Source organism: Variovorax sp. SG517, assembly GCF_013376045.1.
Classification (GTDB): domain Bacteria; phylum Pseudomonadota; class Gammaproteobacteria; order Burkholderiales; family Burkholderiaceae_C; genus Variovorax.
Genome location: NZ_JABMJG010000002.1, coordinates 517884 through 544874 on the forward strand (window position 1 = coordinate 517884; position 26991 = coordinate 544874).

The 26991-nt window shown below is 67.8% G+C and carries 27 protein-coding genes; 8 read left to right on the plus strand and 19 right to left on the minus strand.

The features are described 5' to 3' along the window. Positions 1-14: 14 nt before the first annotated feature. Together FHT32_RS07920 and FHT32_RS07925 are read right to left on the minus strand one after the other, a co-directional pair. On the minus strand, positions 15-224 hold the full coding sequence (locus FHT32_RS07920) for a hypothetical protein (protein WP_176663627.1): 210 nt from the start codon (positions 222-224) through the stop codon (positions 15-17). Positions 225-361: 137 nt separating this feature from the next. After that, a complete protein-coding gene (locus FHT32_RS07925; protein ID WP_176664085.1) occupies positions 362-1138 on the minus strand; it encodes a metallophosphoesterase in 777 nt (258 codons plus the stop codon). A gap of 158 nt (positions 1139-1296) precedes the next feature. On the opposite strand from FHT32_RS07925, the gene FHT32_RS07930 reads away from it, so the two are divergent. Beyond that, entirely contained in the window at positions 1297-2169 is an 873-nt protein-coding gene (locus FHT32_RS07930; RefSeq protein WP_176664086.1) for a nucleotidyltransferase, read from the plus strand. A gap of 10 nt (positions 2170-2179) precedes the next feature. Here the strand turns inward: FHT32_RS07930 and FHT32_RS07935 are convergent, their stop codons facing one another. The 4 genes from FHT32_RS07935 to FHT32_RS07950 all read right to left on the minus strand — a co-directional run bounded on the left by FHT32_RS07935 (position 2180) and on the right by FHT32_RS07950 (position 4905). Further along, a complete protein-coding gene (locus tag FHT32_RS07935; protein ID WP_176664087.1) occupies positions 2180-2536 on the minus strand; it encodes a hypothetical protein in 357 nt (118 codons plus the stop codon). A 34-nt stretch (positions 2537-2570) separates the two neighbouring features. Next, positions 2571-2723, minus strand: coding sequence for a hypothetical protein (locus tag FHT32_RS07940; protein ID WP_176664088.1), 153 nt, complete (start codon positions 2721-2723; stop codon positions 2571-2573). A gap of 106 nt (positions 2724-2829) precedes the next feature. Continuing rightward, positions 2830-4632 carry a thiamine pyrophosphate-requiring protein gene (locus FHT32_RS07945; protein WP_176664089.1) on the minus strand — a complete coding sequence of 601 codons (1803 nt, stop codon included), beginning with the start codon at positions 4630-4632 and terminating at the stop codon, positions 2830-2832. Between the two features lie 27 nt (positions 4633-4659). Next, positions 4660-4905: a hypothetical protein gene (locus tag FHT32_RS07950; protein ID WP_176664090.1), complete on the minus strand. Its 246-nt coding sequence runs from the start codon at positions 4903-4905 to the stop codon at positions 4660-4662. A gap of 316 nt (positions 4906-5221) precedes the next feature. On the opposite strand from FHT32_RS07950, the gene FHT32_RS07955 reads away from it, so the two are divergent. Then, complete coding sequence (locus FHT32_RS07955; protein WP_176664091.1) at positions 5222-6574, plus strand: LLM class flavin-dependent oxidoreductase; 1353 nt, start codon at positions 5222-5224, stop codon at positions 6572-6574. A gap of 80 nt (positions 6575-6654) precedes the next feature. Here FHT32_RS07955 and FHT32_RS07960 read toward each other — a convergent pair whose 3' ends face one another. From FHT32_RS07960 to FHT32_RS07980, 5 genes are read right to left on the minus strand one after another with little or no spacing between them, the layout of a single operon-like run. After that, a complete protein-coding gene (locus FHT32_RS07960) occupies positions 6655-7524 on the minus strand; it encodes an ABC transporter ATP-binding protein (protein WP_176664092.1) in 870 nt (289 codons plus the stop codon). Positions 7525-7553: 29 nt separating this feature from the next. Continuing rightward, positions 7554-8369, minus strand: a complete 816-nt coding sequence (locus FHT32_RS07965) for an ABC transporter permease (RefSeq protein ID WP_176664093.1) — start codon at positions 8367-8369, stop codon at positions 7554-7556. After that, positions 8366-9235, minus strand: a complete 870-nt coding sequence (locus FHT32_RS07970) for an ABC transporter permease (RefSeq protein WP_176664094.1) — start codon at positions 9233-9235, stop codon at positions 8366-8368. Before FHT32_RS07970 ends, FHT32_RS07965 begins: the two co-directional genes overlap by 4 nt. Continuing rightward, positions 9232-10347: an ABC transporter substrate-binding protein gene (locus FHT32_RS07975; RefSeq protein ID WP_176664095.1), complete on the minus strand. Its 1116-nt coding sequence runs from the start codon at positions 10345-10347 to the stop codon at positions 9232-9234. The genes FHT32_RS07970 and FHT32_RS07975 overlap by 4 nt, the downstream gene beginning before the upstream one ends. Next, a complete protein-coding gene (locus FHT32_RS07980) occupies positions 10344-11861 on the minus strand; it encodes an amidohydrolase family protein (RefSeq protein WP_176664096.1) in 1518 nt (505 codons plus the stop codon). The genes FHT32_RS07975 and FHT32_RS07980 overlap by 4 nt, the downstream gene beginning before the upstream one ends. A gap of 273 nt (positions 11862-12134) precedes the next feature. Here FHT32_RS07980 and FHT32_RS07985 point away from each other — a divergent pair, with 273 nt between their 5' ends. From FHT32_RS07985 to FHT32_RS08000, 4 genes are all read left to right on the plus strand, one after another. Then, positions 12135-12941 (plus strand): MetQ/NlpA family ABC transporter substrate-binding protein, encoded by an 807-nt coding sequence (locus FHT32_RS07985; protein ID WP_371132147.1) that lies wholly within the window; start codon positions 12135-12137, stop codon positions 12939-12941. Positions 12942-13145: 204 nt separating this feature from the next. After that, positions 13146-14000: a LysR family transcriptional regulator gene (locus FHT32_RS07990; RefSeq protein WP_176664097.1), complete on the plus strand. Its 855-nt coding sequence runs from the start codon at positions 13146-13148 to the stop codon at positions 13998-14000. A 313-nt stretch (positions 14001-14313) separates the two neighbouring features. After that, a complete protein-coding gene (locus FHT32_RS07995; RefSeq protein ID WP_176664098.1) occupies positions 14314-15303 on the plus strand; it encodes an agmatine/peptidylarginine deiminase in 990 nt (329 codons plus the stop codon). 18 nt (positions 15304-15321) lie between these two features. Continuing rightward, positions 15322-16416, plus strand: a complete 1095-nt coding sequence (locus tag FHT32_RS08000; RefSeq protein WP_371132157.1) for an agmatine/peptidylarginine deiminase — start codon at positions 15322-15324, stop codon at positions 16414-16416. A gap of 21 nt (positions 16417-16437) precedes the next feature. Here the strand turns inward: FHT32_RS08000 and FHT32_RS08005 are convergent, their stop codons facing one another. From FHT32_RS08005 to mltG, 6 genes are all read right to left on the minus strand, one after another. Then, positions 16438-17118, minus strand: a complete 681-nt coding sequence (locus FHT32_RS08005) for an ankyrin repeat domain-containing protein (protein WP_176664099.1) — start codon at positions 17116-17118, stop codon at positions 16438-16440. After that, the gene (locus FHT32_RS08010; protein ID WP_176664100.1) at positions 17115-17921 is read right to left on the minus strand and encodes a TatD family hydrolase; all 807 of its coding nucleotides are present in this window, start codon (positions 17919-17921) and stop codon (positions 17115-17117) included. The genes FHT32_RS08005 and FHT32_RS08010 overlap by 4 nt, the downstream gene beginning before the upstream one ends. A gap of 117 nt (positions 17922-18038) precedes the next feature. Further along, the gene (locus tag FHT32_RS08015; protein ID WP_176664101.1) at positions 18039-18425 is read right to left on the minus strand and encodes a PilZ domain-containing protein; all 387 of its coding nucleotides are present in this window, start codon (positions 18423-18425) and stop codon (positions 18039-18041) included. Then, complete coding sequence (locus FHT32_RS08020; protein ID WP_176664102.1) at positions 18422-19435, minus strand: DNA polymerase III subunit delta'; 1014 nt, start codon at positions 19433-19435, stop codon at positions 18422-18424. Before FHT32_RS08020 ends, FHT32_RS08015 begins: the two co-directional genes overlap by 4 nt. Beyond that, positions 19432-20088, minus strand: coding sequence for a dTMP kinase (gene tmk, locus FHT32_RS08025; RefSeq protein WP_176664103.1), 657 nt, complete (start codon positions 20086-20088; stop codon positions 19432-19434). Before tmk ends, FHT32_RS08020 begins: the two co-directional genes overlap by 4 nt. Next, positions 20085-21113, minus strand: a complete 1029-nt coding sequence (mltG, locus tag FHT32_RS08030; protein ID WP_176664104.1) for an endolytic transglycosylase MltG — start codon at positions 21111-21113, stop codon at positions 20085-20087. Before mltG ends, tmk begins: the two co-directional genes overlap by 4 nt. Before the next feature lie 122 nt (positions 21114-21235). Here mltG and FHT32_RS08035 point away from each other — a divergent pair, with 122 nt between their 5' ends. Then, a complete protein-coding gene (locus FHT32_RS08035; protein WP_176664105.1) occupies positions 21236-22162 on the plus strand; it encodes a folate-binding protein YgfZ in 927 nt (308 codons plus the stop codon). 147 nt (positions 22163-22309) lie between these two features. Beyond that, positions 22310-23248 (plus strand): hypothetical protein, encoded by a 939-nt coding sequence (locus FHT32_RS08040; RefSeq protein WP_176664106.1) that lies wholly within the window; start codon positions 22310-22312, stop codon positions 23246-23248. On the opposite strand, the gene FHT32_RS08045 is transcribed toward FHT32_RS08040, so the two are convergent. Further along, positions 23242-24117, minus strand: a complete 876-nt coding sequence (locus tag FHT32_RS08045; protein ID WP_176664107.1) for a YbgC/FadM family acyl-CoA thioesterase — start codon at positions 24115-24117, stop codon at positions 23242-23244. The two genes, FHT32_RS08040 and FHT32_RS08045, sit on opposite strands and share 7 nt — an antisense overlap. 70 nt (positions 24118-24187) lie before the next feature. Then, entirely contained in the window at positions 24188-26980 is a 2793-nt protein-coding gene (locus tag FHT32_RS08050) for a DUF6493 family protein (protein ID WP_176664108.1), read from the minus strand. Between the last annotated feature and the right edge of the window lie 11 nt (positions 26981-26991).

Below are 26991 nucleotides of genomic sequence, written 5' to 3' on the forward strand. Positions count from 1 at the left end.
TCGGCCCCGGCCGGTCATCTCGTTGCGCCTCCGCGCCGGGCCTGGGTCTGGTTGCCGCTGCCGACGTGGCTTTCGCGATCGTGGCGGCTCTCGGGCGTACGGTTCGGCTCGTTGCGCGGCGTGAGAGGCTGGTTGCCGGCCTTGTTGTGCTTCTTCGACGAGGTGTCGGACGAGGTGTCGTCGCGCTCTGCGTTTTCGTTTTCGGGAGTGTTCTGGTTGGCCATGGCTGCTGCTCCGGAAGAAGGGTAAGAAAGGTAAGGGGAGATAGTTCTTGTCATCCTTCGCAAGCTGCGTGCGTGTGGGAGCAGGCCGACCTCGAACGTCGTCCAAGCCTTGAGAGGGAAGGGGCGGGAACGGGAACCTATGCCGCCGCCGGAGCCTGTTCCTCGACCGGCGCGCGAGGCAGCTCGTACAGGAAGAAGGGCGGTGTGTCGGGCCGGGTGCGCTGCAGCAGCGGGCGGGCGACGTTGTAGACCGGCACGTCGTTGATGGTGCGCGCCTCGAAGGTGCCGCGGTGCGCATGGCCATGGAAGACCGCATCCATCGGATAGCGCAGCAAAGGCTCTTCCAGCCGGCTGCTGCCAAGGAACGGGAATATCTCCGCCGGCTCGCCCTGCACAGTGCCCACGACGGGCGCGTAGTGCAGCAGCGCGATCCGCCGGCGCGTGCGCAGCTTGGCCAGTGCCGATTCCAGCTTCATCGCCTCGTTCAGCGCCTCCTGCACGAACAGCTTGATCGCCGGCTCGCCCCAGGCACCGAGCGACCCGCGCCCGAAACCGCCGCCGAAACCCTTGACGCCGGCGATGCCGACACCCTCGATCTCGCAGATGGAGCCATCGAGCACGCGCACACCGGCATGGGCGAGCGCCGCCGTCACCAGTTCGGGCGTGCCTGCCTCGAAGTCGTGATTGCCCAGCACGGCCACGACGGGAATCGACACGGCGCTCAGTTCCCTGGCCAGGATGCCGGCCTCCTCCGCGGTTCCGTAGTCGGTCAGGTCGCCGCAAAGCAGCAGGGCGTCGGCCTTGTCGGCGGCGTGCGCGAAAAGCTCACGCAGCTCGCCGGCGGAGTCGCTCTGGACATGGAGGTCTCCAACGGCGGCAAACCGGATGTGGGAAGAGGATTTCGGCTGGGGCATGGTGGTCAGGCGGTATGAAGAAGGAGCCAAGCCAGACTGCGCCCTCGCGCGACTCGCCGTCATCGGCTGCATCCCGCTGCGGTTGTAGGTATCAGCCGACGCAGGATGAGGCCGTTTGCGCCGGCCGTGGGGTCGCCCGTCGAACCTACGCTGCCCGCATGAGGCCTCCTACCGTCACCGCCACTGGTCCTGCCGGCCTTGCCGCCCTGGCACCCTCGCTGGAAAAGGAGGTCGAGCCTCATGTCGCGGCCTTCTACAGGAAGAGCCTGCGCGCCCTGAACGCTGCAGGCATCCCGTTTCTCGTTGGCGGCGCCTTTGCCCAGGCTTGCTACACCGGCATCCGCCGCGCGACCAAGGACCTGGACCTGTTCATCCGCCGCGAAGACTACGAGCGCATCGCGCGGCTGATGCGCCGGCACGGCTGGCAAGTGGAGATGAGGCATCCGCACTGGCTGGCCAAGGTGCATGAGGGGCAGGAGTTCATCGACCTGATCTTCAATTCGGGCAACGGCCTTTCGCCGGTGGACGATCGCTGGTTCCGCGGCAACTGCGGCGCGGAGATCCTCGGCGAGCCGGTGCTCGTCGCCAATGCCGAGGACTGCGTGCTTTCCAAGGCCTTCATCATGGAGCGCGAGCGCTACGACGGCGGCGACATCGCGCACCTGCTGCTGGCCCGCGCCGAGCTGATGGACTGGGCCAACCTGCTGGAGCGCTTCGGCCCGCACTGGCGGGTGCTGCTGGCCCACGTGACGCTGTTCGGCTATGTCTATCCCGGTGAGCGCCATCGCATTCCCGGCTGGCTGGTCACTCGCCTGATCGATCGCCTTGCCGAGGAGACGCGCGAGGCGCCCCGTCCGGACGAGCACGTGTGCGCGGGAACCCTGCTGTCGCGGCAGCAGTACCTCCACGACGTCGAGAAGATGGGCTACGTGGACGGGCGCCTTACGCCGGTGAGCGGCATGACGAAGCGGGACGTGCAGGCGTGGACCGAGGACATCCAGGCCGGCAAGCCCGCGGACCGGGGAAGGTGAGGGCGGGCGCTCACGGGGTGCTCCTCGATGGCGTTTGCCCCTCCGGCGTGGAGCGGGCAGCGGAGCCGATGTCCGTCATGCCCTTGGCTCTTTCTGCTTCGGCGCGAGACGTGCAGGCGGGCTTGTCGGCATTCTTCAGGCTCTCGCACTTCTTCATGGCGATGCCGTAGTCCGACTCCACCTTCTCTTCGGCGGCCTTGCGTGCGCTGTCGTTGCTGCCCGCAGGCTCCCCTCTGACGATGCCGTGCCCGGAGCCGGTTGCATCGATCTCGGCCGGCAACGGGAGCGCCACCTGCGCACCTGCGTGGATGGCGAGCAGCCAACCCGCGGCAAAGGCAGCGAATTTCAGAAGAAGAGGGCGTGTCATGGTGCTGTCCGCGTTACGCGGCACCTCAGGGCGCTCAGCCGTGGCGCTTGAAGTACTGGACTTCGCGCTCGTGCTGCTGCGCCTGTTCCCGCGAACCGAATGTGCCCAGGTTGCGTCGCTTGCCGGTCTTGGAGTCGGTCTTGCGCGAATAGAGGCGGTATTCCCCCGAGGCGAGTTTCCGGATCATCCGAGACTCCTTTGGGTGTTGAAAGAAACCCAATCTGGTCCGCGGCCGGGAAGCTCCCTGTCGGACGATTCCACCTCGCGCTGACAGTCCGGGGGAGGGACGCGGGTCAGGACGTCGTTTCCAGCCGGCCCGCGGTGAGGCTGGCCCAGTATTCCCGGATCACCGCCTTCAACGTGCGCATGCCTTCCGGATCGCCCTGCCACAGCGCCGAGAAATACGCCTTGGCCTGCGCGAGCGAAACATCGGGCGGCAAGGGTGGCACGGCGGCATCGGTCACCATTTCGAGCAGCATCGGCCTGTCGGCGGCAAAGGCCGCGTCCCAGGCGGCGCCTACAGCATCGGGCGAGTCCACCCGCATAGCCTCCAGTCCCAGCATCTGCGCGAAGCGCGCATAGGGGAAATCAGGCAACTCCTGCGATGCCTCGAACTTGGGGTCGCCGCCCAGCACGCGCTGTTCCCAGCTCACGAGGTTGAGGTCGCGGTTGTTCAGCACCATCACGACCAGCCGCGGATCGCTCCACTCGCGCCACAGCCGTGCGATGGTGATGAGGCCGTTGAGCCCGTTCATCTGCATTGCGCCATCCCCCAGCAGCGCGATCACGGGCCGATCGGGGTGGACATGCTTGGCAGAGATCGCATAGGGCACCGCCGGCCCCATGGTCGCCAGCCCGCCCGACAGGCTCGCCTTCATGCCCCGGCGCAGCTTGACGTCTCGCGCGTACCAGTTGGCGGCCGAGCCGCTGTCGCAGGTGAGCACGGCATCGTCGGGCAGGCGCGGCGACAGCTCCCAGAACACCCGCTGCGGGTTGATGGGCGATGCAGGCACATGCGCGCGCGCTTCGAGCACGCGCCACCAGCGCGCGACTTCGCTTTCGATGGACTCGCGCCACGACGAATCGCTCCTGGGCGAAAGAAGCGGCAGCAGAGCGGCGAGCGTGGCGCGGCTGTCGCCGGTCAGGCCCAGCTCCGTCGGGTAGCGCAGGCCCAGTGCGCGCGCATCGGTATCTATCTGCACGCACAGCGCCTGTCCCTCTTCGGGCAGGAACTCGGCGTAGGGAAACGACGAGCCCACGATCAGCAGCGTGTCGCACTCTTCCATCATCCACGAGCTCGGCCGCGTGCCGAGCACGCCGATGGCGCCGGTCACGTAGGGGAGGTCGTCGGGCACCGCGGCCTTGCCCAGGAGCGCCTTGGCGATGCCCGCGCCCAGGCGCTCGGCCACGGCGACGAGTTCATCGGTCGCATGGAGCGCGCCCGCGCCGGCGAGGATCGCCACCTTGCGGCCGGCGTTCAGGATGTCCGCCGCGTACTGCAATGCGTCCGGCGGTGGCACCACCGACTGCGCGGTGATCCCGATGCCGCTGTGCACCGTGCCGTGCTCGCGCGGCGGCACCGGCACGGCGGGAAGCTCCTGCAGGTCGTTGGGAAAGATCACGCAGGTCACGGCGCGGCGATCGCGCGAGATGCGCATCGCCCTGTCGATCAGGTGCCGCACCTGCTCCGGGCTGGTCGCCATCTGCACGAACTCATGGGCCACGTCCTTGAAGAGCGAAACGAGGTCGACTTCCTGCTGGTAGTCGCCGCCCAGCGCGCTGCGCTTCTGCTGGCCCACCAGTGCCACCACGGGCTGGTGATCGAGCTTGGCGTCGTACAGGCCGTTGAGAAGGTGGATCGCGCCGGGTCCGGAGGTCGCCAGGCACACGCCCACCTCGCCAGAGAACTTGGCATGGGCGCAGGCCATGAAGGCCGCAAGCTCCTCGTGGCGGGCCTGGACGAACTCCATGCCGTCGTCGACGCGGTCGAGCGCGCCCACGATGCCGTTGATGCCGTCGCCCGGATAGCCGTAGATGCGGCGCACGCCCCATTGGCGCAGCCGCTCGATGACGAAGTCGCTGACAGTCTGTGTCATGGTGCTTCTCGATTCGGGACGCTGGCGCTACTTCGGCGGCGCACTCGGCGCCTGAACCGGCGGCGTCTGCGCGCCGCCCTGCACCTGTGCCGCCGGCGGCGAGGCGTCGTTCGAGGCCTCGTGCGAGGGGCCTTCGCCGCGCTTGTCGACCGCGTAGAAATAAAGCAGCGCGCCGGCCATGACGATGATGGCCACGGCAATGCTGAACACGAAGACGCGCTGGTTGTCGATACGGTCGTTTCTGGCTTGCTGTCTTCTCGATGGCTCGCTCATGGCGTCTTCCTTTCCGGGCTGGGTGGTTTGGCTTGGTCGGCTTGGCGGGTTCTTGGTTGGTTCGTTTTCTGGTTCAAACGCTAGGCTTCCATGCCAGGCGGCGTGTCGGACATCGGCTGAGGCAGTTGTGGCGAAAAACCTCCCCGGATTCGGCCGTTCCTGTGAGAGGAGCGGGGGCGGCCTCCTGGCGATCCTGTGCCAGCGAGCGAATAAGGAAGCGCGGATTTCTTATTTGGCGCGGCCCCCGCGCCGCTCTAACGTGGCGTGCTTTGCGGCACGCCAGATGCCGTTCCGTTCATTTCCAGCACGGCATCTCATGAGTCAACGCAAGCTGCGCCTCGGCGCCTTCATCATGGCCACCGGCCACCACGTGGCCGCATGGCGCCATCCGGGTTCGCAGGTCGATTCGGGCGTCAACATCGACCACTACATCGAGGTCGCCAGGACCGCCGAGCGCGGCCTGTTCGACCAGGTGTTCGTGGCCGACACACCCGGCGTCGGCTTCCATGGGGACAAGGAAGCCTTCAGCCGCCAGGGGCGGGTGTCCTACTTCGAGCCCGTGACGCTGTGGGCGGCGCTTTCGGCGGTGACGCGGCACATCGGCTTCGTCGCGACCGCCTCGACCACCTACGAGGACCCCTTCCTCCTGGCCCGCAAGTTCGCCTCGCTGGACCATCTCAGCAAGGGGCGCGCGGCCTGGAACGTGGTGACCACCAGCGCGGACAACGTGCACGGCAACTTCGGCCTCGACAGGCATCCCGACCCGGCCTCCCGCTACGAGCAGGCGCACGAGTTCATCGACGTGGCCAAGGGCCTGTGGGACAGCTTCGAGGACGACGCGTTCCAGCGCGATCCGGTCTCGGGCAAGTACTTCGACCCGGCCAAGCTGCATGCCATCAACCATTCGGGGAAGTACTTCAAGGTTGCGGGCCCGCTCAACCTGGAGCGGCCGCCGCAGGGCTATCCGGTGATCGTGCAGGCCGGGTCGTCGGAGCCGGGGCGCGAGCTCGCTGCCGCGTCGGCCGAAGCCATCTTCACCGCCTGGACCAGCCTGGCCGAGGCGCAGGCGTTCTATCGCGACGTGAAGGGCAGGCTGGCCAGGTACGGGCGGCGGCCCGAGCAGCTGCTGGTGCTGCCCGGCATCTCGCCAGTGATCGGCCGCACGCAGGAAGAGGCCGAGGCCAAGTGGGCGAAGCTCCAGGGGCTGATCCACCCGTCGGTGGGATTGAACACGCTGCACACCTTCTGGCCCGGCGAGGACCTGTCGACCTGGGACCTGGATGCGCCGCCGCCCTACATCCCAGAGCCGCCGGCGGGGCGCAACAGCCGCGCCCACGTGGTTCTGGAGCTGGCGCGGCGCGACAGGCTCACCGTACGGCAGCTCTACGAATACCTCGCCGGCGCGCGCGGCCACTGGGTGGTGGTGGGCACGCCGCAGACCATCGCGGACAGGATGCAGGAGTGGTTCGAGAACGGCGCGGCCGACGGTTTCAACGTGATGCCGCCGGTGCTGCCCGAATCGCTCGAGGAGTTCGTGGACCTGGTGATCCCCGAACTCCAGCGCCGCGGGCTGTTCCGCACGGCATACGAAGGGCGAACCCTGCGCGAGAACCTCGGGCTGGAGCGGCCCGTCAACCAGTTCTCCGTCAAGGGACGAAAGGTCGCTTGAAGGCGGCTACGCCCCGTCGCGGGCGGAGGCCGCACGAAGCAGGCTGAACCGCGGCCGGCGCAGTACGCGATTCGAGCGCGTCACCAGGCGAGCTGCAACTGCGGCAGGGTGGCGCTCCCCGCGGCGATGCCGCCCCTGGCCGGCGGCTCGGCGCGCGGCACCGGTCCGGTGTCCAGGAAGTCGCCGAGCACGTCGTCGCGCAGCCGGATGAACTCCGGATCGCTGCGGTTGCGCGGATGGGGCAGGTCGACGTCGACGATGCGCCGGATGCGCCCCGGCGAAGGCTGCATCACCACCACGCGGTCGCCGAGAAAGACGGCTTCCTCCACGTCGTGCGTGACCAGCAGCATCGTGATGCGCTCCTTCTGCCAGATGCGCTGCAGCTCGTTCTGAAGGCGTGAACGCGTGAGCGCGTCCAGCGCGCCGAAGGGCTCGTCGAGCAGCAGAACGCGCGGACGGTTGACGAGCCCGCGGGCGATCGCCACGCGCTGCGCCATGCCGCCGGAGATCTGGTGCGGCCACGAGCGCTCGAAGCCGTTCAGGCCCACCAGCGCGACGTGCTCGGCCACGAGCTCGGCCTTCTCCTTCGCGGTGAAGGGCGCGTTGCGCAGGCCGACGGCGATGTTCTGCGCCACCGTCAGCCACGGAAAGAGCCGGTGGTCCTGGAACACGATGCCGCGCTCGCGCCCGGTGCCCGCGATGGGCTGGCCGCCTAGCAGGATCTGGCCCTCGTACTGAGCGTCGAGCCCGAGGATGAGGCGCAGCAGCGTCGACTTGCCGCAGCCGCTCGCGCCGACGATGCTCACGAAGCGCCCGGCGGGCACGTGCAGGTCGATGCCTTCGAGCACCTGCAGCTCGCCGCCATCGGCCTGCGTGCTCGCGTAGCGCTTGCCCAGCGCGCGGATGTCGAGTGCGTTCGACGAAGCGTTCGGGATCGTTGCGTTGCTCATTGCTTGTTCTTTGCTTGCGTTGTGCGGTTTCAGTTGCTGCGGCCGGTCCAGCGCGCCAGCTTGCGCTCCAGCGCGCGTGCCGAGGCGTTCATGAGCCAGCCGACCAGGCCGATCACGAACATGCCGAAGATCACCAGGTCCATCTGGAAATGCTCGCTGCCCTCGATCAGCGTGTTGCCGATGCCGCGGCCGGCCACCAGCAGGTATTCGGCGCCGATGGTCGCGAGCCAGGAATAGATCAGCGCCAGGTACACGCCCGTGAAGATCGAGGGCAGGGCGGCCGGCAGCACCACCTGCGTGACGGTCTGCCAGCGCGTGAAGCCGTAGACGCGCGCCACTTCGAGCAAGGGTGCCGGCGTGGTGCGGATGCCGTCGCAGGTGTTGACGACCACGGGCACCAGCGCGGCCAGCGAGAGGAACACGACCTTGGCCACGTCGCCCAGCCCGAACCACACCGAGATCAGCGGGATCCAGGCAAACAGCGAGATCTGCTTGAAGGTGTTGAAGCTCGGTCCGACGATGCGGTTGAAAAGCGGCGATAGTCCCAGCAGCGCGCCCAGCACCAGGCCCGAGGCGGTGCCGATCAGGAAGCCCGTGGCCTCGCGCGCCAGGCTGGCGCTCAATGCGCGCCAGAGGCGCCCGCTCGCGACCTGGTCGACCGCGGTGCCGAACACCTTGGCCGGGGAGACCAGCAGCGCGGAATTGACGACGTCGAGCGACGACAGCAACCACCACAACGCAACCGCCGCCACCGGCAGCACGAAGCCGCGCCACCGGCCGCGCTGCTTGGGCCGCAGCGGCTGCACCACGGCCAGCTCGGCCGCATCCTGCGTGGAGCTGCTCATCGCGAGGCTCCGCCGGGCTGGCGCCTGCGCACGGCGGCTTCGAGCCGGTCGAGCAGGCGGTCGATGGCATAGCCGATGGCGCCCACCACGATCACGGCAGCCATCACCAGGTCGAGCTGGAACAGCTGGCGCCCATAGACGATGAGATAGCCCAGCCCTTCGCTGGAAGCCACGAGCTCCACGACCACCAGCGAGAGCCAGGCCTTGGTGAAGCCCAGCCGCACGCCGGTGAAGAGCGTGGGCACGGCGTGCGGCAGCACGATCTCGAGCACCTGCTGGCGCCTGCTGTAGCCGTAGACCTCGCCCACCTCGCGCAGCGCGGCGGGCGTCTGGCGGAAGCCCTGCAGCGTGTTCAGCGCCACCGGCACCAGCGCCGCCTTGGCGATCAGGATGTACTTCAGCGGCTCGCCGATGCCCACGATCAGCAGCACGAAGGGCAGCCAGGCCAGCACCGGGATCTGCACCAGCGCATTGAAGCTGGGCAGCACATAGGCCTCGACGCTGCGCGACAGGCCCATGGCGGTGCCGAGCACGAAGCCGAGCAGCGTGCCGACGATGAAGCCGATGCCCACGCGCGCGAAGCTCGTGCTGACGTGCAGCCAGAGGTCACCGCTGGTGGCCAGGTCGCGCAGGGTTTCCCAGACGAACTGCGGCGGCGGCAGCACCTGCGGCGAGATCCAGCCCTGCTCGGCGCCCGCGTACCAGAGCGCGAGCAGCGCGACGGGCAGGAGCCAGGGCAGGGCGCTTTCTCCGATGCGAGCGATGCGGCGCCAGGGCAGCGTCGGCACAGGAATTCGCGCCCTGCCGGACGCGGATGCGTCGTCGCGAGGCTGCAGGACGGCCGACAGTTCGGCTTCGGCGCTCATCGAGCCGCGACCGATGCAGCAGCCCCGGCCTTGGGATTGCCCTTGGCGTCGTAGGCCGTCCAGTAGTTCTCCAGCCCTTGCTTCTTCAACGCGTTCTTGAGGTAGCGCGTGTCGAACCAGTCGTCGATCGACACCTCGCGGCGGATCAGCTTGAGCTTGAGCGCGTCGGCGACCACGGCCTTGTAGCGCCCGATGATGAAGTCGTCGACCAGCGGCGAGTTGCGCGGGGCGAGCTGCTGCTGGTCGAACTCCGCCGCCCAGGACGCGACCGGCGTGCCGCTGCGCGCCCAGATGCGGAACAGCTCGTCGCGGTTCTTCTCATCGGACGACCAGCGCGCCGCGCGCACGAACACGTCGACCACGCGCTGCACCTCGGCGGGGTTGGCCTGCTCGAACTCGGAGCGCACGAGAAGCGAGGCCTGGCGCGTGAAGGCCGGGTCTTGCCCCTGGGTGGAATACACCACCTTGGCCAGGCCCTCGTCGCGCACCTTGAACCATTCGTAGCCGCCGAAAGCCGCGTCGACGCCGTTCGACACCAGCGCTGCCTGCGCGCTGCCCACGTCGAGGTTGACGCCCTTGACGTCCCGCTCCGTCAATCCGCTGGCCGCGAGCACGTTGATGGCGACGAGATGGCCATTGGTGCCGCGGAAGATCGAGACGGTGCGGTCCTTCAGGTCCTTGATCGACTTGATGTCCGATTTCGGCGGCGCCACCAGGTAGAGGTTGTTGCGTGCGCCGCTCACCAGCAGCAGCTTGGTCTTCAGGCCGTTGGAGCGGCCCACGATCTGCGGCAGGTCGCCCTGGTAGGCGAAGTCGATCTGCTTGTTGGAGAGGGCCTCGTTCACTGCCGGGCCCGCGCCCTTGAAGAACAGCCACTCGACCTTGACGCCCGATGCCTTGAACTCTTCTTCCAGCCAGTTGTTGACGCGCGCGACGCCGCCCGGCGATCCGCCCCAGGTGACCGGGTCGCCGCCGCCGGCCGTGGCCACGCCGATGCGGATGGTGTCGGGCGCCGCCTGCGCGGACGAGACGGCAGCCGCCGTGAGCGCCAGGGCGAGGGGCAGGGCGGCCCAGCGGCGCAGGCCGGCGAGGAATGGATGCAGCCGGCTCATTTGCTGCCTTTCAGGCCGAGCTTGCGGCCGACCTCGGTGTCTTCGAAGAAGCGCGGATTGGCTTCCGTGTAGAAGCGATGCGGGTTCTCGAAGACGAAGGCCCTGAAGTCGGCGGCGGAGATCACGCCCTGCTGCACGAGGTCCCAGGTCTCGGCCAGCGGCTCGGTGAACTCGGGCACGTCCCAGTGGCCGACGTCGGACGACCAGATCGCGTTGATCTTGGTGCCCAGCGGGTTCACGCGGTCGTTGAAGGCCGCGGCCACGGTGCGGTCGTCCGCCTCGGAGCCGAAGTAGAAGTTGTCGACCCAGCGGTCGCGGATGTCCTCGACCTTCTCGATGCCGGCGAGCGCGAAATCGTCGATCTCCGATTCGTTCGGCTCGCGGCTGTGCGGCAGCGCGGAGATGCCGAGGCTGTCGCGCAGCAGCTTCGACTTGTCGAGCGTGCGGTCCTTGAGGAAGTCGGCGCCGTAGCGCTCGAACAGCGAGGCGAGCAGCTCCACGTCGGCCTCGGCCGGGTCGTAGTTGCGCACCGCGTGCCTGTTGCGCTTCTCCCATCGGTCCACGAGGTGGGTGTAGACGTGTGCGCCCCAGTCGGCACCGCCTTCGAGCAGGCCCACGCGCAAGCCCGGAAAGCGCCGCGTCACGCCGCCGAAGAACAGCGCCTTGGCGAAGGCCTGCGAGCCATCGGCGAAATGGCCGATGTGGTTGTTCATGTAATTGCTGATCGACTGCCGCCCCGTCCAGCCCTGGCTGCCGTAGTGCGTGGTGACGGGCACGCCGAGCTCCACCACCTTGGCCCAGAAGGGGTCGTAGTCGTGCTCACTGTCGATGCCGTAGAAGTCGATGTAGCCCACCTGCTTGGCGATCTCGGGGTGCTCGGCGGGCGGGTACTTCTCGGCGATGGCGCGGATCGGACGACGCACGCCGCCGGCGATGTTGATCACCTTCAGCCCGAGCGTCTTGACCGCGAACTCCAGTTCCTCGATGCCTTCCTGCGGCGTGTGCAGCGGAATGCCCGCCACCGGGGTAAGGCGGTCGGCATAGGGCCGGTACTGGTCGGCATGGAAGTGGTTGATGGCGCGGTGCAGCGGCTGGCGGTATTCGCTGCCGGCCGCGGCAGGGGAGAGCACGTCGTTGGGGAAGAGGATCGAATAGTCCGAGCCCTGCTCGCTCAGGCGCTCGTAGAGCAGCGCGGGCAGGGTGTAGGTGGCGAGGTCATAGGTGTTGCGCGTGACGCGGGCCCACCAGGGCGCGCGCAGCGTGCGATGGAACTGGCGCTCCTCGGGCGTCTGCTGGTACCAGTCCTTGCCGCCGCCGTTGCGCGTGACGAAGCGCCCGCCCAGCGCCTTGCGCAGCGCATCGACCAGCTTGTTGCCGCCGTACTGCGCCACGTAGTCCTCGAGCACGGGCGCGTAGTCGTTGACGTGGACATCCGTGTCGATCACGGGATGGTCGAGGCCGGCCTTCACGGCGGCGGAGCGCGATGCGTGCACGCGGTTCAAACGATCGTTCATCTGCGGAGTCCTCGGTGGGAAAGGAAGGAACGGCGCAGGCTACGCGTGGCGGGCAGGCTCGCCAAAGAAGGCTTTTGGGATTGCTTAGCCGGTGCATGCATAAGAAGCGCCGGGCCGGCCTTGCGACACCGCGCATGCAAAAAACAGATATGGAAGCGCCCATCCGTTGTTTGGGCGGAAGGGCTGCGCGGCTAACCTGCGGCGCCCCGGCCTTCTCGTTCGAAGAAGGCCATCGACAAAACCCATTTCATATTTCCCGAGGGAACCAGAACCATGTTGTTTTCATTCCGACGCGCTTTCTCCGTGATGACGCTTGCCGCCGTCGCAGGCCTGGGTGCCGCCGCGCATGCACAGGAGGTGCTGCGCGTGGCAGCCTCGCCGGTGCCGCACGCCGAGATCCTCGAATTCATCCGGCCGCAGCTCAAGGCGCAGGGCGTCGACCTGCAGGTCCGCGTGTTCAACGACTACGTGCAGCCGAACCTGGCGGTGAGCGACAAGCAGCTGGACGCCAATTTCTTCCAGAACCGGCCGTACCTCGAGTCCTTCAACAAGGACCGCAAGACCGACATCGTGGAAGTGCCCAACAGCGACGTGCACATCGAACCCTTCGGTGCGTACTCGCAGAAGATCCGCAAGGCTTCGGAGCTGCGCGAGGGCGCCGTGGTCGCGATTCCGAGCGACCCGTCCAACTCGGGCCGGGCGCTGTCGCTGCTGGCGCGGGAAGGGCTGATCAAGCTGAAGGACCCGTCCAACATCAAGTCGACCGCACGCGACATCGTCTCCAACCCGAAGAAGCTGGTGATCCGCGAGCTCGAATCCGCCCAGCTGCCACGCGCGCTGCCCGACGTGGACCTGGCGCTGATCAACACCAACTACGCCCTGGAGGCGAAGCTCGATCCGGGCAAGGACGCGCTCTTCATCGAAAGCGGCCAGAAGTCGCCGTATGCCAACTTCATCGCCTCGCGAAAGGACAACGCGAGCTCGCCGGCCGTCGCGAAACTCGTGGCCGCGCTGCACACGGCGGAGGTCCGCAAGTTCATCCAGGACAAGTACAAGGGTGCGGTGATCCCGGCTTTCTGAGCGGAGGGCGGGACGTTCCGGACTTGGGACTCATATGCCGGCCCTGATGCTGGCAGCCGGCAGCGGGGGCTGCCGGTACACAGCCGGTGATTCGAGCCCTTCTTTTATTTAACATAATGCACATTGTGTGGATGATGAATGTCTACGAGCAAGAGCTCATCCACCGAGCATTAGCATCGAATCACCACAAGAAGCCCCCGCACCATGTCGAACGCCAGACTGCCTTCCTTCAGATTCCTGATCGGCTTCGAAGCTGCCGCCCGCCTGGGAAGCTACTCGCGCGCCGCGGAAGAACTCTGCATCTCCCAGTCCGCCGTGAGCCATCAGATCGCGCAGCTCGAGGAGCAAGTCGGCCAGCCGCTGTTCCGGCGCAAAGGTCGCGGCGTCGAGCTGACCGTGTCCGGGCGACTGCTGCTCGACAGCGTGGGCAAGTCGCTCGACCAGATCCGCAGCGGCCTGAGCCGCATCGAAACCTACATGGACGACAGCCTCGTCACGCTGGTCTGTCCGGCGCCTGTCGTCAAGGGCTGGCTGCAGCCGCGCGTCGACAGGCTTCTGCGGGAGCACCCGGGCCTCTGTCCGATCATCTCCATCGACGAGACCGCACGCTACATCGACGAAATGGATGTCGACATCGCCATCACGCGCGAACCGCTCAGGCAGCGCGGCGTGCTCGAAGTCCCACTGCTCGACGACGAACTCGTGGCGGTCGAACACGCAACCTCCGAGGGCCAGCCCTCAGGATTGCTGTGCCTGGAAACCGACCTCACCAGCGACCGCATCGGCCCCTTCATCCGCGAACATTTCGGCAACTTGCGCAAGCTCGCGATCTACGACGATCCGCGCCTCTTGCTCGATGCGGCCTTGCGCGGCCATGGCGTAGCGCTGTTGTCGCGCCTGCTGGCCGACGAAGCCTTGCGCAGCGGCCAACTGCGACACCTCGCCACATACCCGAGCCTGCCGCTCGGCACGCTCTGGATCTCGCGCACCGAGGGCGAGCCGCGCCTGCCGCTCGTTCGGCAGGTATTCGACAGCCTCCTGGCTTACGCCAAGAGCTGACGTCCAATTCATGAGCTGGATTGGCCAATCAGTCCAGAAAAGATCAGTTTTTCAAATGAGTGAAGGTCGACAGAATCCGATGCCTCAGTAGTTACCCTCAATTTTTTCAATGACGACCAGACGTGCCCTGATGGGCCTTGGCAGCCTCGGATTCATGAGCGGAGTCCTTGCCGCATGTGGCGGTGGCGGTAGTGGCGGTGCTGGCTCTCAGCCCCTTTTTCCGATGCCGGCGCCTTCTTCCACTCCTCCCACTCCTTCCGCTCCCTCCCCGAACGCCCCTTCGCCCTCCCCGCAGCCCGCCGACGCCTGGCGCATGCCCGACGAAAGCGCTGCGCACCGCGCCGTCTGGATGGCCTTTGCGGCTCGTGAATCCGTGTGGACCGCACCCATGCGCCAGCCGGTGCAGCAGGCCCTGGCCCGAATCGCCAACGCGATCAGCGTCTACGAACCGGTCAAGATGCTCGTGGGCGCGGACGACTTCGCTACGGCCCGGCAACTCTGCGGCTCCAACGTGCAGCTGATCCAGCATGAGATAGACGATCTCTGGATGCGCGACACCGGCTGCGTCTTCGTTCGCAACGCCCGCGGCGAGCGCGCCGCGGTGAGCTTCAATTTCAACGGCTGGGGCAACAAGCAGCCGCACGCCCGCGACGCCACGGTGGCCGCGCGCATGGCCGAACTGTCCGGTGTCCCGCTGCTGCGCAGCAAGCTGGTCATGGAAGGCGGCGGCATCGAGGTCGACGGCGAAGGCACGGCCATCATCACCGAGAGCTGCGTGCTCAATGCCAACCGCAACCCGGGCGTCAGCAAGGCCGACGCCGAAGTCGAACTCAAGCGACTGCTGGGCCTGGAAAAGATCATCTGGCTGCCGGGCATCGCCAACCGTGACATCACGGACGGCCACACCGACTTCTACGCCCGCTTCATCAAGCCGGGCGTGATCGTCGCGGCGCTGGAAAAAGAAGAGAGCTCCTTCGACCACGCCGTGACACGGCGCCACCTGGAGCTGCTGCGCACGGCCACCGACGCGCGCGGCCGCGCCTTGCAGATCGTCGTGCTGGAAACGCCAGGCAAGGTGCGGCCCGAATTCGCCCGCAAGGACTTCGCCGCCGGCTACGTGAATTTCCTCATCACCGACAAGGCCCTTTTCCTGCCCGAATTCGGCGATGCTGTCGCCGACCAGGCGGCCCGCAATGCGCTGGCGGCCCAGTTGCCCAGCCACCAGATCGTGCAGTTGAACATCGACGCCATCGCCGCGGGCGGGGGCGGCATCCACTGCACGACGCAGCAGGAACCCGTCTAGCAGGACACCGACATGCGCATGCCCCCTCCCCTGACCCGCCGCCGCCTGCTGGGCGGCCTGAGCCTTGCGCCGCTGGGACTGGCAGTGCCGTCGATGGCGGCGGCGCCCGAGTCCTGGCTCATGCCCGACGAGGGCGATCCGCACCGGGCCACATGGATGTCCTTCGGCCCCAACGAGGACGTCTGGGGCCGGCGCCTGCTGAAGCCGGTGCGCGAGCACCTGGCCAACGTCGCCCGGACCATCGCGGCCTTCGAGCCCGTGCGCATGCTGGTGAACGAGGAAGACCACGACCTCGCGGCCCGCCTTTGCGGCAACGGGGTTCAGCTCGAAGTGCAGCCGGTCGACGATCTCTGGATGCGCGACACCGGCCCTGTCTTCGTGCGCAACGGCGCCTCGGGCCAGTGGGCCGGGGTGGACTTCAACTTCAACGGCTGGGGCCGCAAGCAGGCGCATGAACACGACGCCGAAGTCGCCGGATACGTGACCGGCGCGGCGGGCGTGCAGCGGCTGCGTACCAGGCTCGTCCTGGAGGGCGGCGGCATCGAGGTCGACGGCGAAGGCACGGCCATCATCACCGAGAGCTGCGTGCTCAATGCCAACCGCAATCCGGGCGTCAGCAAGGCCGACGCCGAAGTCGAGTTGAAGCGGTTGCTGGGCCTGCGCAAGATCATCTGGCTGCCGGGCATCGCAGGGCGCGACATCACGGACGGTCACACCGACTTCTACGCGCGCTTTGCCTCGCCGGGCGTCGTCGTGGCTGGCCTGGATGAAGACCCCGATTCCTACGACCGTGCCGTCACCCGGCGGCACCTGGAAATCCTGAAGCAGGCCACCGATGCACGCGGCCAGCGGCTGCGCTTGGAAGTGCTCAAGGGGCCGGAATCGGTGCGCAGGAAGCTCGAGACGCCCGAGTTCGCTGCGGGCTACATCAATTTCTACGTCTGCAACGGCGCGGTGATCGCGCCGCAGTTCGGCGATGCGCGCGCGGACGGCAATGCCCGTTCGCTGCTGCGCGAGCTGTACCCGCGCCGCGAGGTGGTTCAGCTCGACATCGACGCCATCGCCGCGGGCGGCGGCGGCATCCACTGCACGACGCAGCAGCAGCCGCGCTGAGAGGCTGGCTCCCTCAGCGTCCTACCACTTGCCGTCCTTCGGAACCGCCTTGGCCGCGCTGGCCTTCGCGTTGGCGGCCGCGGCGATCATCGAAGCGGCTTCGGAACGGTTCGCCTTGTTCGCGAAGTCGACGGCGGTCATGCCCAGCTGGTTCTTCATGGTGGTGTCGGCACCCTCGTCCAGCAGCAGTTTCACTGCATCGTTGGAGCCATACATGGCCGCCATCATCAGCGGCGTGGTGCCGTTGGGCGACTGCGCGTCGATGAAGGCGAAGTTCTCCAGCAGTACCTTCATGATCGCGATCTGCCCGCTGGTGGCGGCGTAGTGCAGCGGCGTCCAGCCGGTCTTGTTGACGGCAGCGTCGCGCTTGAGCAACTGGTCGACCACGTCCTGCTGCCCCTTGATGGCGGCCAGCATCAGCGGGGTTTCGTCCTTCGGGCTGGCGATGTCCACGTCGGTCTGCGGCGCCTCGATCAGGACCTTGATCACCTTGGGCGACGGCTCCCGCAGCGCGATCAGCAGGCCCGTCTGGCCATGTTCGTCGCGCGTGTTGGGGTCGAAACCGCGCTGGATCAGGTTGCGCACGCCGCTGGCGTTGTCGCCGCGCACGGCCCGGAAGAAGTCTTCGAACGAACCGGCATGCACTGCAAAAGATGCAGCAATGACAATGAGATAGATCGATTTCTTGAAGTAGTTTTTCATGATTTGACTTCCCTGAACAATGCCTCGAAGTTGTCGCTCGTGGCCTTGGCGACGGCCTCCACGGGCATCTTCCTGAGCTCGGCGATCTGCTGCGCCACGTAGGGCACGTACGACGGATTGTTGGTCTTGCCGCGGTACGGCACCGGCGCGAGGTACGGGCTGTCGGTCTCGATCAGCATGCGGTCCAGCGGCACGAAGGCGGCCACGTCGCGCAGATCCTGAGCTTTCTTGAAGGTCAGGATGCCGGAGAACGAGATGTAGAAACCCAGGTCGAGCGCCGCGCGCGCCACCTCGGCGGTCTCGGTGAAGCAGTGGAAAACACCGCCGGCCGCGCCGGGCGAGGCGTCTTCGCCCTCCTCCTTCAGGATCGCCAGCGTGTCCGCCGAGGCCTCGCGGGTGTGGATGATCAGCGGCTTGCCGGTCTGGCGAGCGGCGCGGATGTGCACGCGGAACCGGTCGCGCTGCCATTCCAGGTCGGAGATGCTGCGGCCGCCCTTGCGCTCTTCCATCTGGTAGTAGTCGAGGCCGGTCTCGCCGATGGCGACTACGCGCGGCCGCTGCGAGAGGCTCACCAGGTCTTCGACCGAAGGCTCGGCGATGTCCTCGTTGTCGGGGTGCACGCCCACGCTGGCCCAGAAGTTGTCGTAGCTGGCGGCAAGGGCCTGCACTTCGTCGAATTCCTCGAGCTTGGTGCAGATGCAAAGCGCCCGGTCGACCTGCGCCGCGGCCATGGCGGCGCGAATCTGCGGCATCTGGCCCGCGAATTCGGGAAAAGTGAGGTGGCAGTGGGAGTCTGTGAACATCGGAAATGAGGGTGAACGCGGCGCCCGCCCTGGTCTGGCCCTCGCCCGGTTGTCGGGGGCCTGTATGGGAGGTCGGCGCCGTCGAACGAGTTCCGCGTCACCGGGACGGCGGGAAACTCAGATGGTTTGCGTGGGGCGGTCGGAGGCCATCGAGCCGCCGAGCGCCGCCTCGATGCGCGCCTTCAGCTGACGCGACTTCTCGTCGGAAGGAAAACGGATGCCCACGCCCGGAGCCCGGTTGCCGGCGGCGCGCGGCGGCGTGATCCAGGCCACCTTGCCGGCCACTGGGTAGCGCTGCGGGTCTTCAGGCAGCGTCAGCAGCACGTAGACGTCGTCGCCAAGGCGGTATTCGCGGGAGGTGGGAATGAAGATGCCGCCCTCGGCAAACAGCGGGATGTAGGCCGCGTACAGCGCGCCCTTTTCCTTGATCGCGAGCTGGATGACACTCGGCCGGGCGGGTGTGGAGGCTGCTGCGGGCGCAGCTGGGGCGGCAGGTTGGTTCATGGGCGACGAGCGGCAGAGTTTAGGGTGGTTCGCGCTTCGCTCACAAGCGCTTCGAGCATGAGGCCCGCATTGAACGGGTGTTCCGCGGTTCTTGCGGCACTTGCGAGCGACTTCGACCAGCGCGCGAGCGCCAGCCGGGACGGAGCCGCCGGCAGGTCGACGGCATCGAAGAAACGGGGCGCGGCGCCGTTGCCGACGGCCATCAGATCGTGGCAAAGCTTCTGCAGGGCGCCGACGGCCTGCGCGGGCGCGTGATCGGCCAGCGCCCCGACCTCGCCGCGGGCCATGGCCTTGGGCAGGAGCGCCCAGGCCTTGGGCGACTGCCCCGAGCGCGCAAGCTTCAGGGCATCGGTAGGCCGGCCGCCGGCGGCACGCAACAGCGCGCCGGCATCGGCGACAGGAATGTCCTGCGCGGCAAGCCAGGCCTCGGCCTCTGCAGGCTCCGGCCAGGGCAGCGTGAAGCCCAGGCAGCGGCTGCGGATGGTCGGCAGCAGCTGCCAGGCGGCCTCGCTGGCGAGCACGAAGCGCACGTCGCCGACCGGCTCCTCCAGCGTCTTCAGCAGCGCGTTGGCGGTGATCGTGTTCATGCGCTCGGCCGGATACACCAGCACCACCTTGCCGCGCCCGCGCGCGCTGGTGCGCTGCGCGAAGCCGACCGCGTCGCGCATCGCCTCCACGCGGATCTCGCGGCTGGGCTTGCGCTTCTTGTCGTCGATCTCGGCCTGGGCCTTCTCGTCGAGCGGCCAGTTCAGCTCGTGCATGGCGATCTCGGGCATCAGCACGCAAAGGTCCGCATGCGTGCGCACCTCGATGGCGTGGCAGCTCGGGCAATGGCCGCAGGCGACGCCTTCCTGCGTCGGCTGTTCGCACAGCCAGGCGGAGGCCAGGGCCAGCGCCAATTCGTACTGGCCGATGCCGGAGGGGCCCTGCAAGAGCCAGGCATGGCCGCGCTGGCGAAGCAACTCGGTCAGCGGCTTGCGCAGCCAGGGGGACAGCGCCTCGGCACTCATCGGTCGCCTCCGCCGGCCAGCACGCCGCGCGCCGCCAGCTCGGATTCGATCTGCTGCCAGACCTGTTCGCGCGTCTGGCTGGCATCGATGCGCACGAAGCGCCGGGCATCGGCGCTCGCGCGGTCCGCATAACCCTGTGCCACGCGGCGGAAGAACTCGACCGGCTGGGCCTCGAACTTGTCGGGCACGCGGGCGCCGGCCAGCCGCTGGGCAGCGATCTCGGGGGCCAGGTCGAACCACAGCGTGACCTGCGGCTGCAGCAGCTTCGCGCTGCCGGCCTGCGCCTGGACCCATTGCTCCAGCGTGGACAGGACGGTGTTGTCGAAACCCCGTCCCGCGCCCTGGTAGGCGAAGGTTGCATCGGTGAACCGGTCGCAAAGCACCACGTCGCCCCGCGCCAGTGCCGGCTCGATGACCTGCACGATGTGATCGCGCCGCGCCGCGAACACCAGCAGCGATTCGGTCAGCGGGTCCATCGGCTTTTTGAGGATCAGCCCCCGCAGCGTTTCGGCCAGCGGCGTGCCGCCTGGCTCGCGCGTGCGCACCACCGTGCGGCCCTGGGCCTTGAACAGCGCCTCCAGCGCGTCGAGGTGGCTGGACTTGCCGGCCCCGTCGATGCCTTCGAGCGTCAGGAACAGGCCGTTGTCACTCATTGGGTCGTCGCCTTCTGTTTATTGGAGTCGCCGCCACCGCGCTGATATCGGTTGACCGCGCGGTTGTGGTCGTCGAGCGAGCTGCTGAACTGGCTCGTGCCGTCGCCACGCGACACGAAATACAGCGATTTGCTTTGCGCCGGCTGCACCGCGGCCAGCAGCGCTGCCTTGCCCGGCATGGAAATCGGCGTGGGCGGCAGGCCGCCGCGCGTGTAGGTGTTCCAGGGCGTGTCGGCCTGCAGGTCTTTCTTGCGCAGGTTGCCGTCGAAGGCCGTGCCCATGCCGTAGATGACGGTCGGGTCGGTCTGAAGCGGCATGCCGATGCGCAGGCGATTGGTGAACACGGCCGCGATTTCTGCCCGGTCGTTGGCCTTGCCTGTCTCCTTTTCGACAATGCTGGCCAGAATCAGCGCCTCATCGGCCGATTTCAGGGGCAAGTCGGAGGCGCGAGCGGCCCAGGCGGCTTCGAGCTTCTTGTCCATGGCCCGCATCGCGCGCTGCAGCAGGGCGATATCGGTCGAGCCCTTCGAATAGGTGTACGTGTCCGGGAAGAAGCGCCCTTCCGGGTGCACGCCCGGCTTGCCCAGCTTGGCCATGAGCGCGTCGTCGGTCATGCCCACGCTCTCGGGCTTGAGCTGGTCGGCCTTGGCGAGCGCGGCGCGCACCTGGCGGATGTTCCAGCCTTCCACCAGCACCACGCTGCGCGTGGCTTCCTCGCCGCGCACCAGGATGTTGAGCAGCAGCTTGGGCGTGACGCCGCGTTCCAGCTCGTAGCTGCCGGCGCGCATCTGGCGGTCTTGTCCGGAGATGCGGAACCACAGGTAGAGCAGCTGCGGCTGCACGTCGACGCCCGTGTCGGCCACCGCCTGGGCGATGCCGCGCGGCGTGGTGCCGGGTTCGACAGACAGGTCGACGCTGGGCGCAGGCAGCTTGAGCGGCTGGTGCACCCACCAGAGGCCGGCGCCGCCGAGCGCGAGCGCGGCCAGGGCGGCGAGCAGGAAGAGCGTGAGGAAGAAACTGCGCACGAGTCCGATGTGGGGATGACGGGGAAAAAGCCGGAGGCAATCAAAAAACGGTGCCCTTGCGAACCGAAGGGCTGGAACCCCTGCCGCCTCGAAGGAACAGGCACGGCCATGATAATTCAGCGATGACCACTGTCGTTCTCAATGGGGTGACCGCCCTCTCCCATCTCGGCGTGATCCGGGCCGAAGGTCCCGACGCCGCCAGTTTCCTCCACGGCCAGCTCACACAGGATTTCTCCCTGCTCGGCGCCTCCGACGCCCGGCTGGCCGCGCTGTGCACCGCCAAGGGCCGTGTGATCGCAAGTTTCATCGGCATCAAGCCGCAACCCGATCTGATCCTGCTGGTGTGCAGCCGCGACATCCTGGCCGCCACGCTCAAGCGCCTGTCGATGTATGTGCTTCGCGCCAAGGCCAAGCTGAGCGATGCCACGGGGCAATACGCGCTCTACGGCCTCGCCGGCACCGCCCTGACCGCCAACGGCCTCGACGCCGCCGCCCCGCCCGGCAAGCGCACCGCCGTCGGCGACGATGTCAGCGCCGTGTCGCTCTACCCTGCGGACGGCGTGCCGCGCGCCCTGTGGATTGCGCCGGCCGGCCATGCCGCCCCCGCCGGCCCCACGCTCGACGACAACCTCTGGCAGTGGAGCGAGGTCCGCAGCGGCATCGTGACCCTGACCACGCCCGTCATCGAGGCCTTCGTGCCGCAGATGATCAACTACGAATCCGTGGGCGGCGTGAACTTCAAGAAGGGCTGCTACCCCGGCCAGGAAGTGGTCGCGCGCAGCCAGTTCCGCGGCACGCTGAAGCGCCGTACCTACCTCGTGCAGGCCGACGCGCCGGTTTCCGTCGGCCAGGAAGTCTTTGCCGCCGGCGATGCCGAGCAGCCCGTGGGCACCGTGGCTCAGGCCGCGCCGGCGCCCGGCGGCGGCTGGTCCGCCCTGATCTCGATGCAGATCGCCGCGCTCGAGGCCGGCGGCCTGCGCGCGGGCGCGGCCGATGGGCCGGCGCTTACGGTCGAGCCGCTGCCCTACCCTTTGCTCGAAGACATCTGAGCCACCCAACCCCCAACGCCCCTGGAGAAAAGGAGCGTTTGGCGCTATCCAGGAGATAGCGCCATTTTTTTGCGCGTCGTTTAACCCTGCCGGCGGTGCTGCTCCGTAGAAGCCTGCACCGATCAACTCCGGCAAGGAAGACACACCATGAAGCGCAGATTCTTTTCCACCGCCTTGGCCGCGACAGCCATGACCGCCATGGCCTCGCTCCCGGCCTGCGCGCAGACCTCGGAACGGCCTTATGTTCCCTCCACGCCGTCCAGCCGCATCGGCTCGCTGATGCAGATCAGCGTGGTCGACCGCGGCACCGGCGCCGAGCTGCCGATCTACCGCCATCGCGGCGAATACTGGGTGGCCGGCCGCCCCGGCGCGCGCTATGCCATCCGGGCGCGCAACGCGATGGGCGAACGCATCATGGCGGTGATGTCCGTCGACGGCGTCAACGTGGTCACCGGCGAAACCGCGGGTGTGCTGCAGAACGGCTACGTGTTCAGCGCCCGCGAGCGCAGCGACATCACCGGCTGGCGCAAGAGCGATTCGCAGATCGCGGCCTTCGAGTTCGCCGCGGCCGGCAACTCCTACGCCAGCCGCACCGGTCGGCCCGACGACGTGGGCGTGATCGGCGTCGCGATGTTCCGTGAGCGCATGCCCGAGCCGCCACCTCCGCCCGTCACTCCTTTCCCGCGCCGTGACGACTACGGCGGATATGGCTCCGAACGCGAGCGCCGCAGCGAATCGTCGTCGTACCAGGGCGACGCGCGGGCGAAGGCCGGTGCAGCCGACAGCGCAGCGCCCGCAGCGGCCGCCGAGTCTTCAGGCAGCCTGGCCCGGCAATCGGCGCCCAGCCCGAGCCTGGGCACGGCGCACGGACGTCGCGAGACCTCGTACGTCGGCAAGACCACCTTCGAGCGCGCGCAGTCGTCGCCCGACGAAGTCATCCGCATCCGCTACGACAGCCGCGAGAACCTCATCGCCGCCGGCGTGATCCCGGTGCCGCCCGCTCCACGCTGGCCGCGCCCGGCGGGGCCGTCGCCGTTCCCGGGCTCGGATCCGGGCTACGTCCCCGATCCGCCGAGCCGCTACTGAGCGGAAGAAGAAAGAAGAGATCGGCGCATCTCGATGTGCGGGATGCCGGCCTCCTCGAAGCCCTCTCCGTGCGGCACGTAGCCCAGCCGCGTGTAGAAGCGCTCGGCACCGCGTTGCGCGTTCAGCGCGACCACGCTGTCGCCGCGCTCCCGGGCGGCGTCTTCCAGCACCTGCATCACCGCGGCGCCATGGCCGCCGCTGCGCAGGTTGCGATGCACCGCCACGCGGCCGATGTGCGAAATGCCGTTCTCGGCCGGCAGCAGCCGGGCCGTGGCGATGACCTGGCCGAGCCGGTTGCGCGCCACCGCGTGCAGCACCACGGCGTCCTGCTCGTCCCACTCCAGCGATTCGGGAATGTTCTGTTCCTCGATGAACACGGCTCGCCGCAGCGCACCGGCACCTTCACCCAGCGTGGCCCAGTCGCCCGTCTCGATGGTGCGCATTGACTCACCGGCCTCGTAGCCCAGCAGCACCTCGCGCAGCGCCGGCGGCACCGGCTTCGAGGTCTGCGTCGCCGGATCGGCGAACACATAGACCAGCTCGCAGCCGACAAGGAACTGGTCCTGCCGGAACAGCCCGCCCTCGAACACGATCGACGAATTGCCGATGCGCGCGCAGCGCATGCCCACGTCGAGCACGTCGTCGATTCGCGCAGAGGCGCGGAAATCGACTGTCGCCTTGCGCACGTAAAGGTCGCCGCCCATCGCATGCATCGATTCTTCGTACGGCAGCGCCAGCGCACGCCAGTAGTCGGCGATGGCCGTGTCGAAGTACATCAGGTAGTGGGCGTTGAAGACGATCTTCTGCATGTCGACTTCGGCCCAGCGCACGCGCAGGCGGTGGAAGAAGCGGAAATCGCTACGTTGCATTCATGTCTCCGGAATAGTTGGTTGGTGGGATCAAAGTATGGAAATGGATGCCGGTCTGAAGCGCCCGGGCTCAGTGCGCCGAGACGTGGTGCAGGGCAAGCAGGTTCTTTTGTACCGCACGGCCCTTGCCGCCGAGCTTCAGCTCTTTCAGCAGTCCCAGCGTAGCCGCGGGCAGCACACGCTGCGAGTTCAGTGCGATCTCGAGCAGTAGCTCCATCAGCGCCGCAAGGTCCTTCGGCGGGTTTTCGACATCGGCCGCCAGCATTTCGCAAAGAAGCTCGAAGACCGGCGCGGCCAGCCGGGCATCGGCGCGCATCGCTGCCTGCAGGCTCTTGCTATACCGCTTGGCCATCGCGAGCGAGGACGCCAGCAGCGCCCGCATCTGCGCGGCCAGTGCCTGCACGTCGAGCCGACCTTCCATGAAGGCGTGCACGAGCGCATCGACCGCAAGCGCCGTCTGCCCGGGCTCCTTTCCTGCGAGCGCCAGCGCCAGCAGCAGCACTGCCATCGGCTGCGATGCGGTGATGGGCACCGTGGGATCGAGCAGCGGCGCGAGGTAGGCGCGGTTCTGCCACTGCGCTTCCCACCAGTCGAGGTTGTTGCCGATCTCGCGGCATCCGGCCGCGAAGAAACTCTCCAGAGACGACGGGAGCACCGTGGCGGCGTAGCGCAGCAGGGCTTCGTCGTATGTACCCTCCAGGCCGGCGCGGCGCACGGCCGTGAGCGCATGCGGCGTGTCAGGATGCACTGTCGCGGACTTCAGCAGGAAGTCGTGATGGACGTAGGTCCTGCCGTCGTAGGTGGAACTCCGGGAGCTCACCGACCACGTATAGCGGGCGACCGTCGCGCCGTCGGGGCCGATGTCGCCCAGCGCATCCTTCACGCGCGGATCGTCCGCGCCCGGGCACCGGATGCGTGCTGCGGCAGCGAACAGGGCTTCCTGAGCCTGGTCGGCCTTGGCTGGAATGGCGATGCCATCGTCGCCGAGCGCGTGGCGCAACGCCCGCACCAGCGGGACATCGGCCAGCCGGCGCGCCTGCTCCAGCAAGGCTGCCGCGCCCTGCCCATGCGCCGGCGCCAGCCGCAGCAGCCCCCTCACCTGCTCTCCGAGGCCCGGTTCCGCGCCCCGCGCCTGATATGCCGCGATGCGCTCGATGAACATCGCCGCATCGATGAGGCCTCGTGAATGCGTGGCCGCCGACAAGGGCGCGAGGCCCCAGCCGCGCGCCGCCTGATTGATCAGGTCGTCCACGCGCAGCGCCAGGAACTCGTCAGCCTGCGGTTTTTGCAAGCCCTGCCGATGAGGGCTGTCGCGCAGGTCGGGCAAGCGCTCCCCGGTCGTGACGAAGACCAGCAGCCGCGCAAGCCGGCTCGGCACTTCCTTGCCGTGGAGCTTGCGCGCTCGCTTGACCACGGGTGCACATTGCTTCACCAGCGCTTCGGGCAGCGGCGCCATGCGCACCAGCGCTTCCACGACGCGCTCCAGTTCGTCGGTGTCGTTGTCGTTCTCAAGCACGAAGGCGATCTGCTCGACCAGCTCGGAGGCATCGGCGATCGGCACGAGCGCGCGGCTGGCGTCGAGCGGATCCATCGGGCCGTCACGAGCGTCTGCGTCCGGCAACAGGCCGGGCGCCGCCGACGCAAGCGGCTCAGCGGCAGGCACATCCCCGAGCAGCGCCACAAGCGCCGGTCGGTTGATCGCCGCCACGCCGTCGACATACGCGGCCAGCTCGCCTCGCGCCGCGGCGTCCATGCCCCAGCTCTTGAGCCGCTCAATGATCTTCTTCTGCAGGTCGGCCGCCTCGTGCACGAGTCCGCACAGCGCCACCGCCGAGGCTTCGTGCGCCAGCGAGGGTTCGCGCTTGACGGCGGCTTCCGCCAGCTTCAACGCGGCATCGACCTGCGACTTGGCACTGGCATGAAACACCGGGCGCAGCCCGCCCAGCACCGACGCTCCATCGACATGACCCGCCGCCTGCAGCGTTTTCAGCGCGCCGAGTGCCAGCGCGACGGTCGGCGGAATGCGGCTCTCGCACAAGCCGAGGTAGCGCGCTGCAAAGGGTGCCATCTCGCCGGCGTCCGGAGCCAGCGTCTCGTGAAAGCGCGAGAACCAGCCCGCGCGGAACTGGGGCCAGTCTTTCTCCAGCGTGCCAAGCGTCTTGTCGAGCAGCTGCGCACGGGTGAATTCGCCTCGCGCGATGCCGTCCATGAAGATGTACGACCAGGAGTTCTTCGGCGAGTGGTTGTACTTGTCGACCGCGGACAGGTTGTGCTCGCCGGTTCCCTCCACATCGAACAGGCGCAGCAAGGCCTGGTACAGGCTGGGGTCGCGTTCGAAGTGCTGGTCCATGGTCACCAGGCGGGAAAGCGCACGCGGCAGGGCCATGAGGCCGATGGCGTATTCGTCGCCTTGCGGCCGGTCGATCAGCCCCGCGGCGACCAGGTTCTGAACCGGCAATATGTGCTGCGCGAAGGCTTCCAGCCTGGCCTTGGCGGCCTGCTGCAACGCGGCCCGCCAGCCGGCAGCGTCGATGCCGAAGCGTTCGAGGAGCCCGGCGAGGCTTTCCCGGTCGAGCGATACCCGCAGGCTCGCATGATCGAGAAAGGCCCCAGGCTCCATGCAAACGGCCACTGCGGCCTGCAGCGCCTCGTACTGCGATGCCTGGGCCTCTCCGCCCCACTGGCGTGCGTACGGGCTGCCCTGCCAGTGGGTCGACCGCATGATCTGGCCCAGCTTCGTGAGCGACGGGCCACAGGCCTGGCGGCCGGCGGCAGGCATGGCTTCCAGGCTCTGGAGCGTCGCCTCGACGTTACCCCGGTACACCGCCTGTTCCAGTGCGTCGGCCGGCACAAATGCCGGCAATTCCTTCGCAT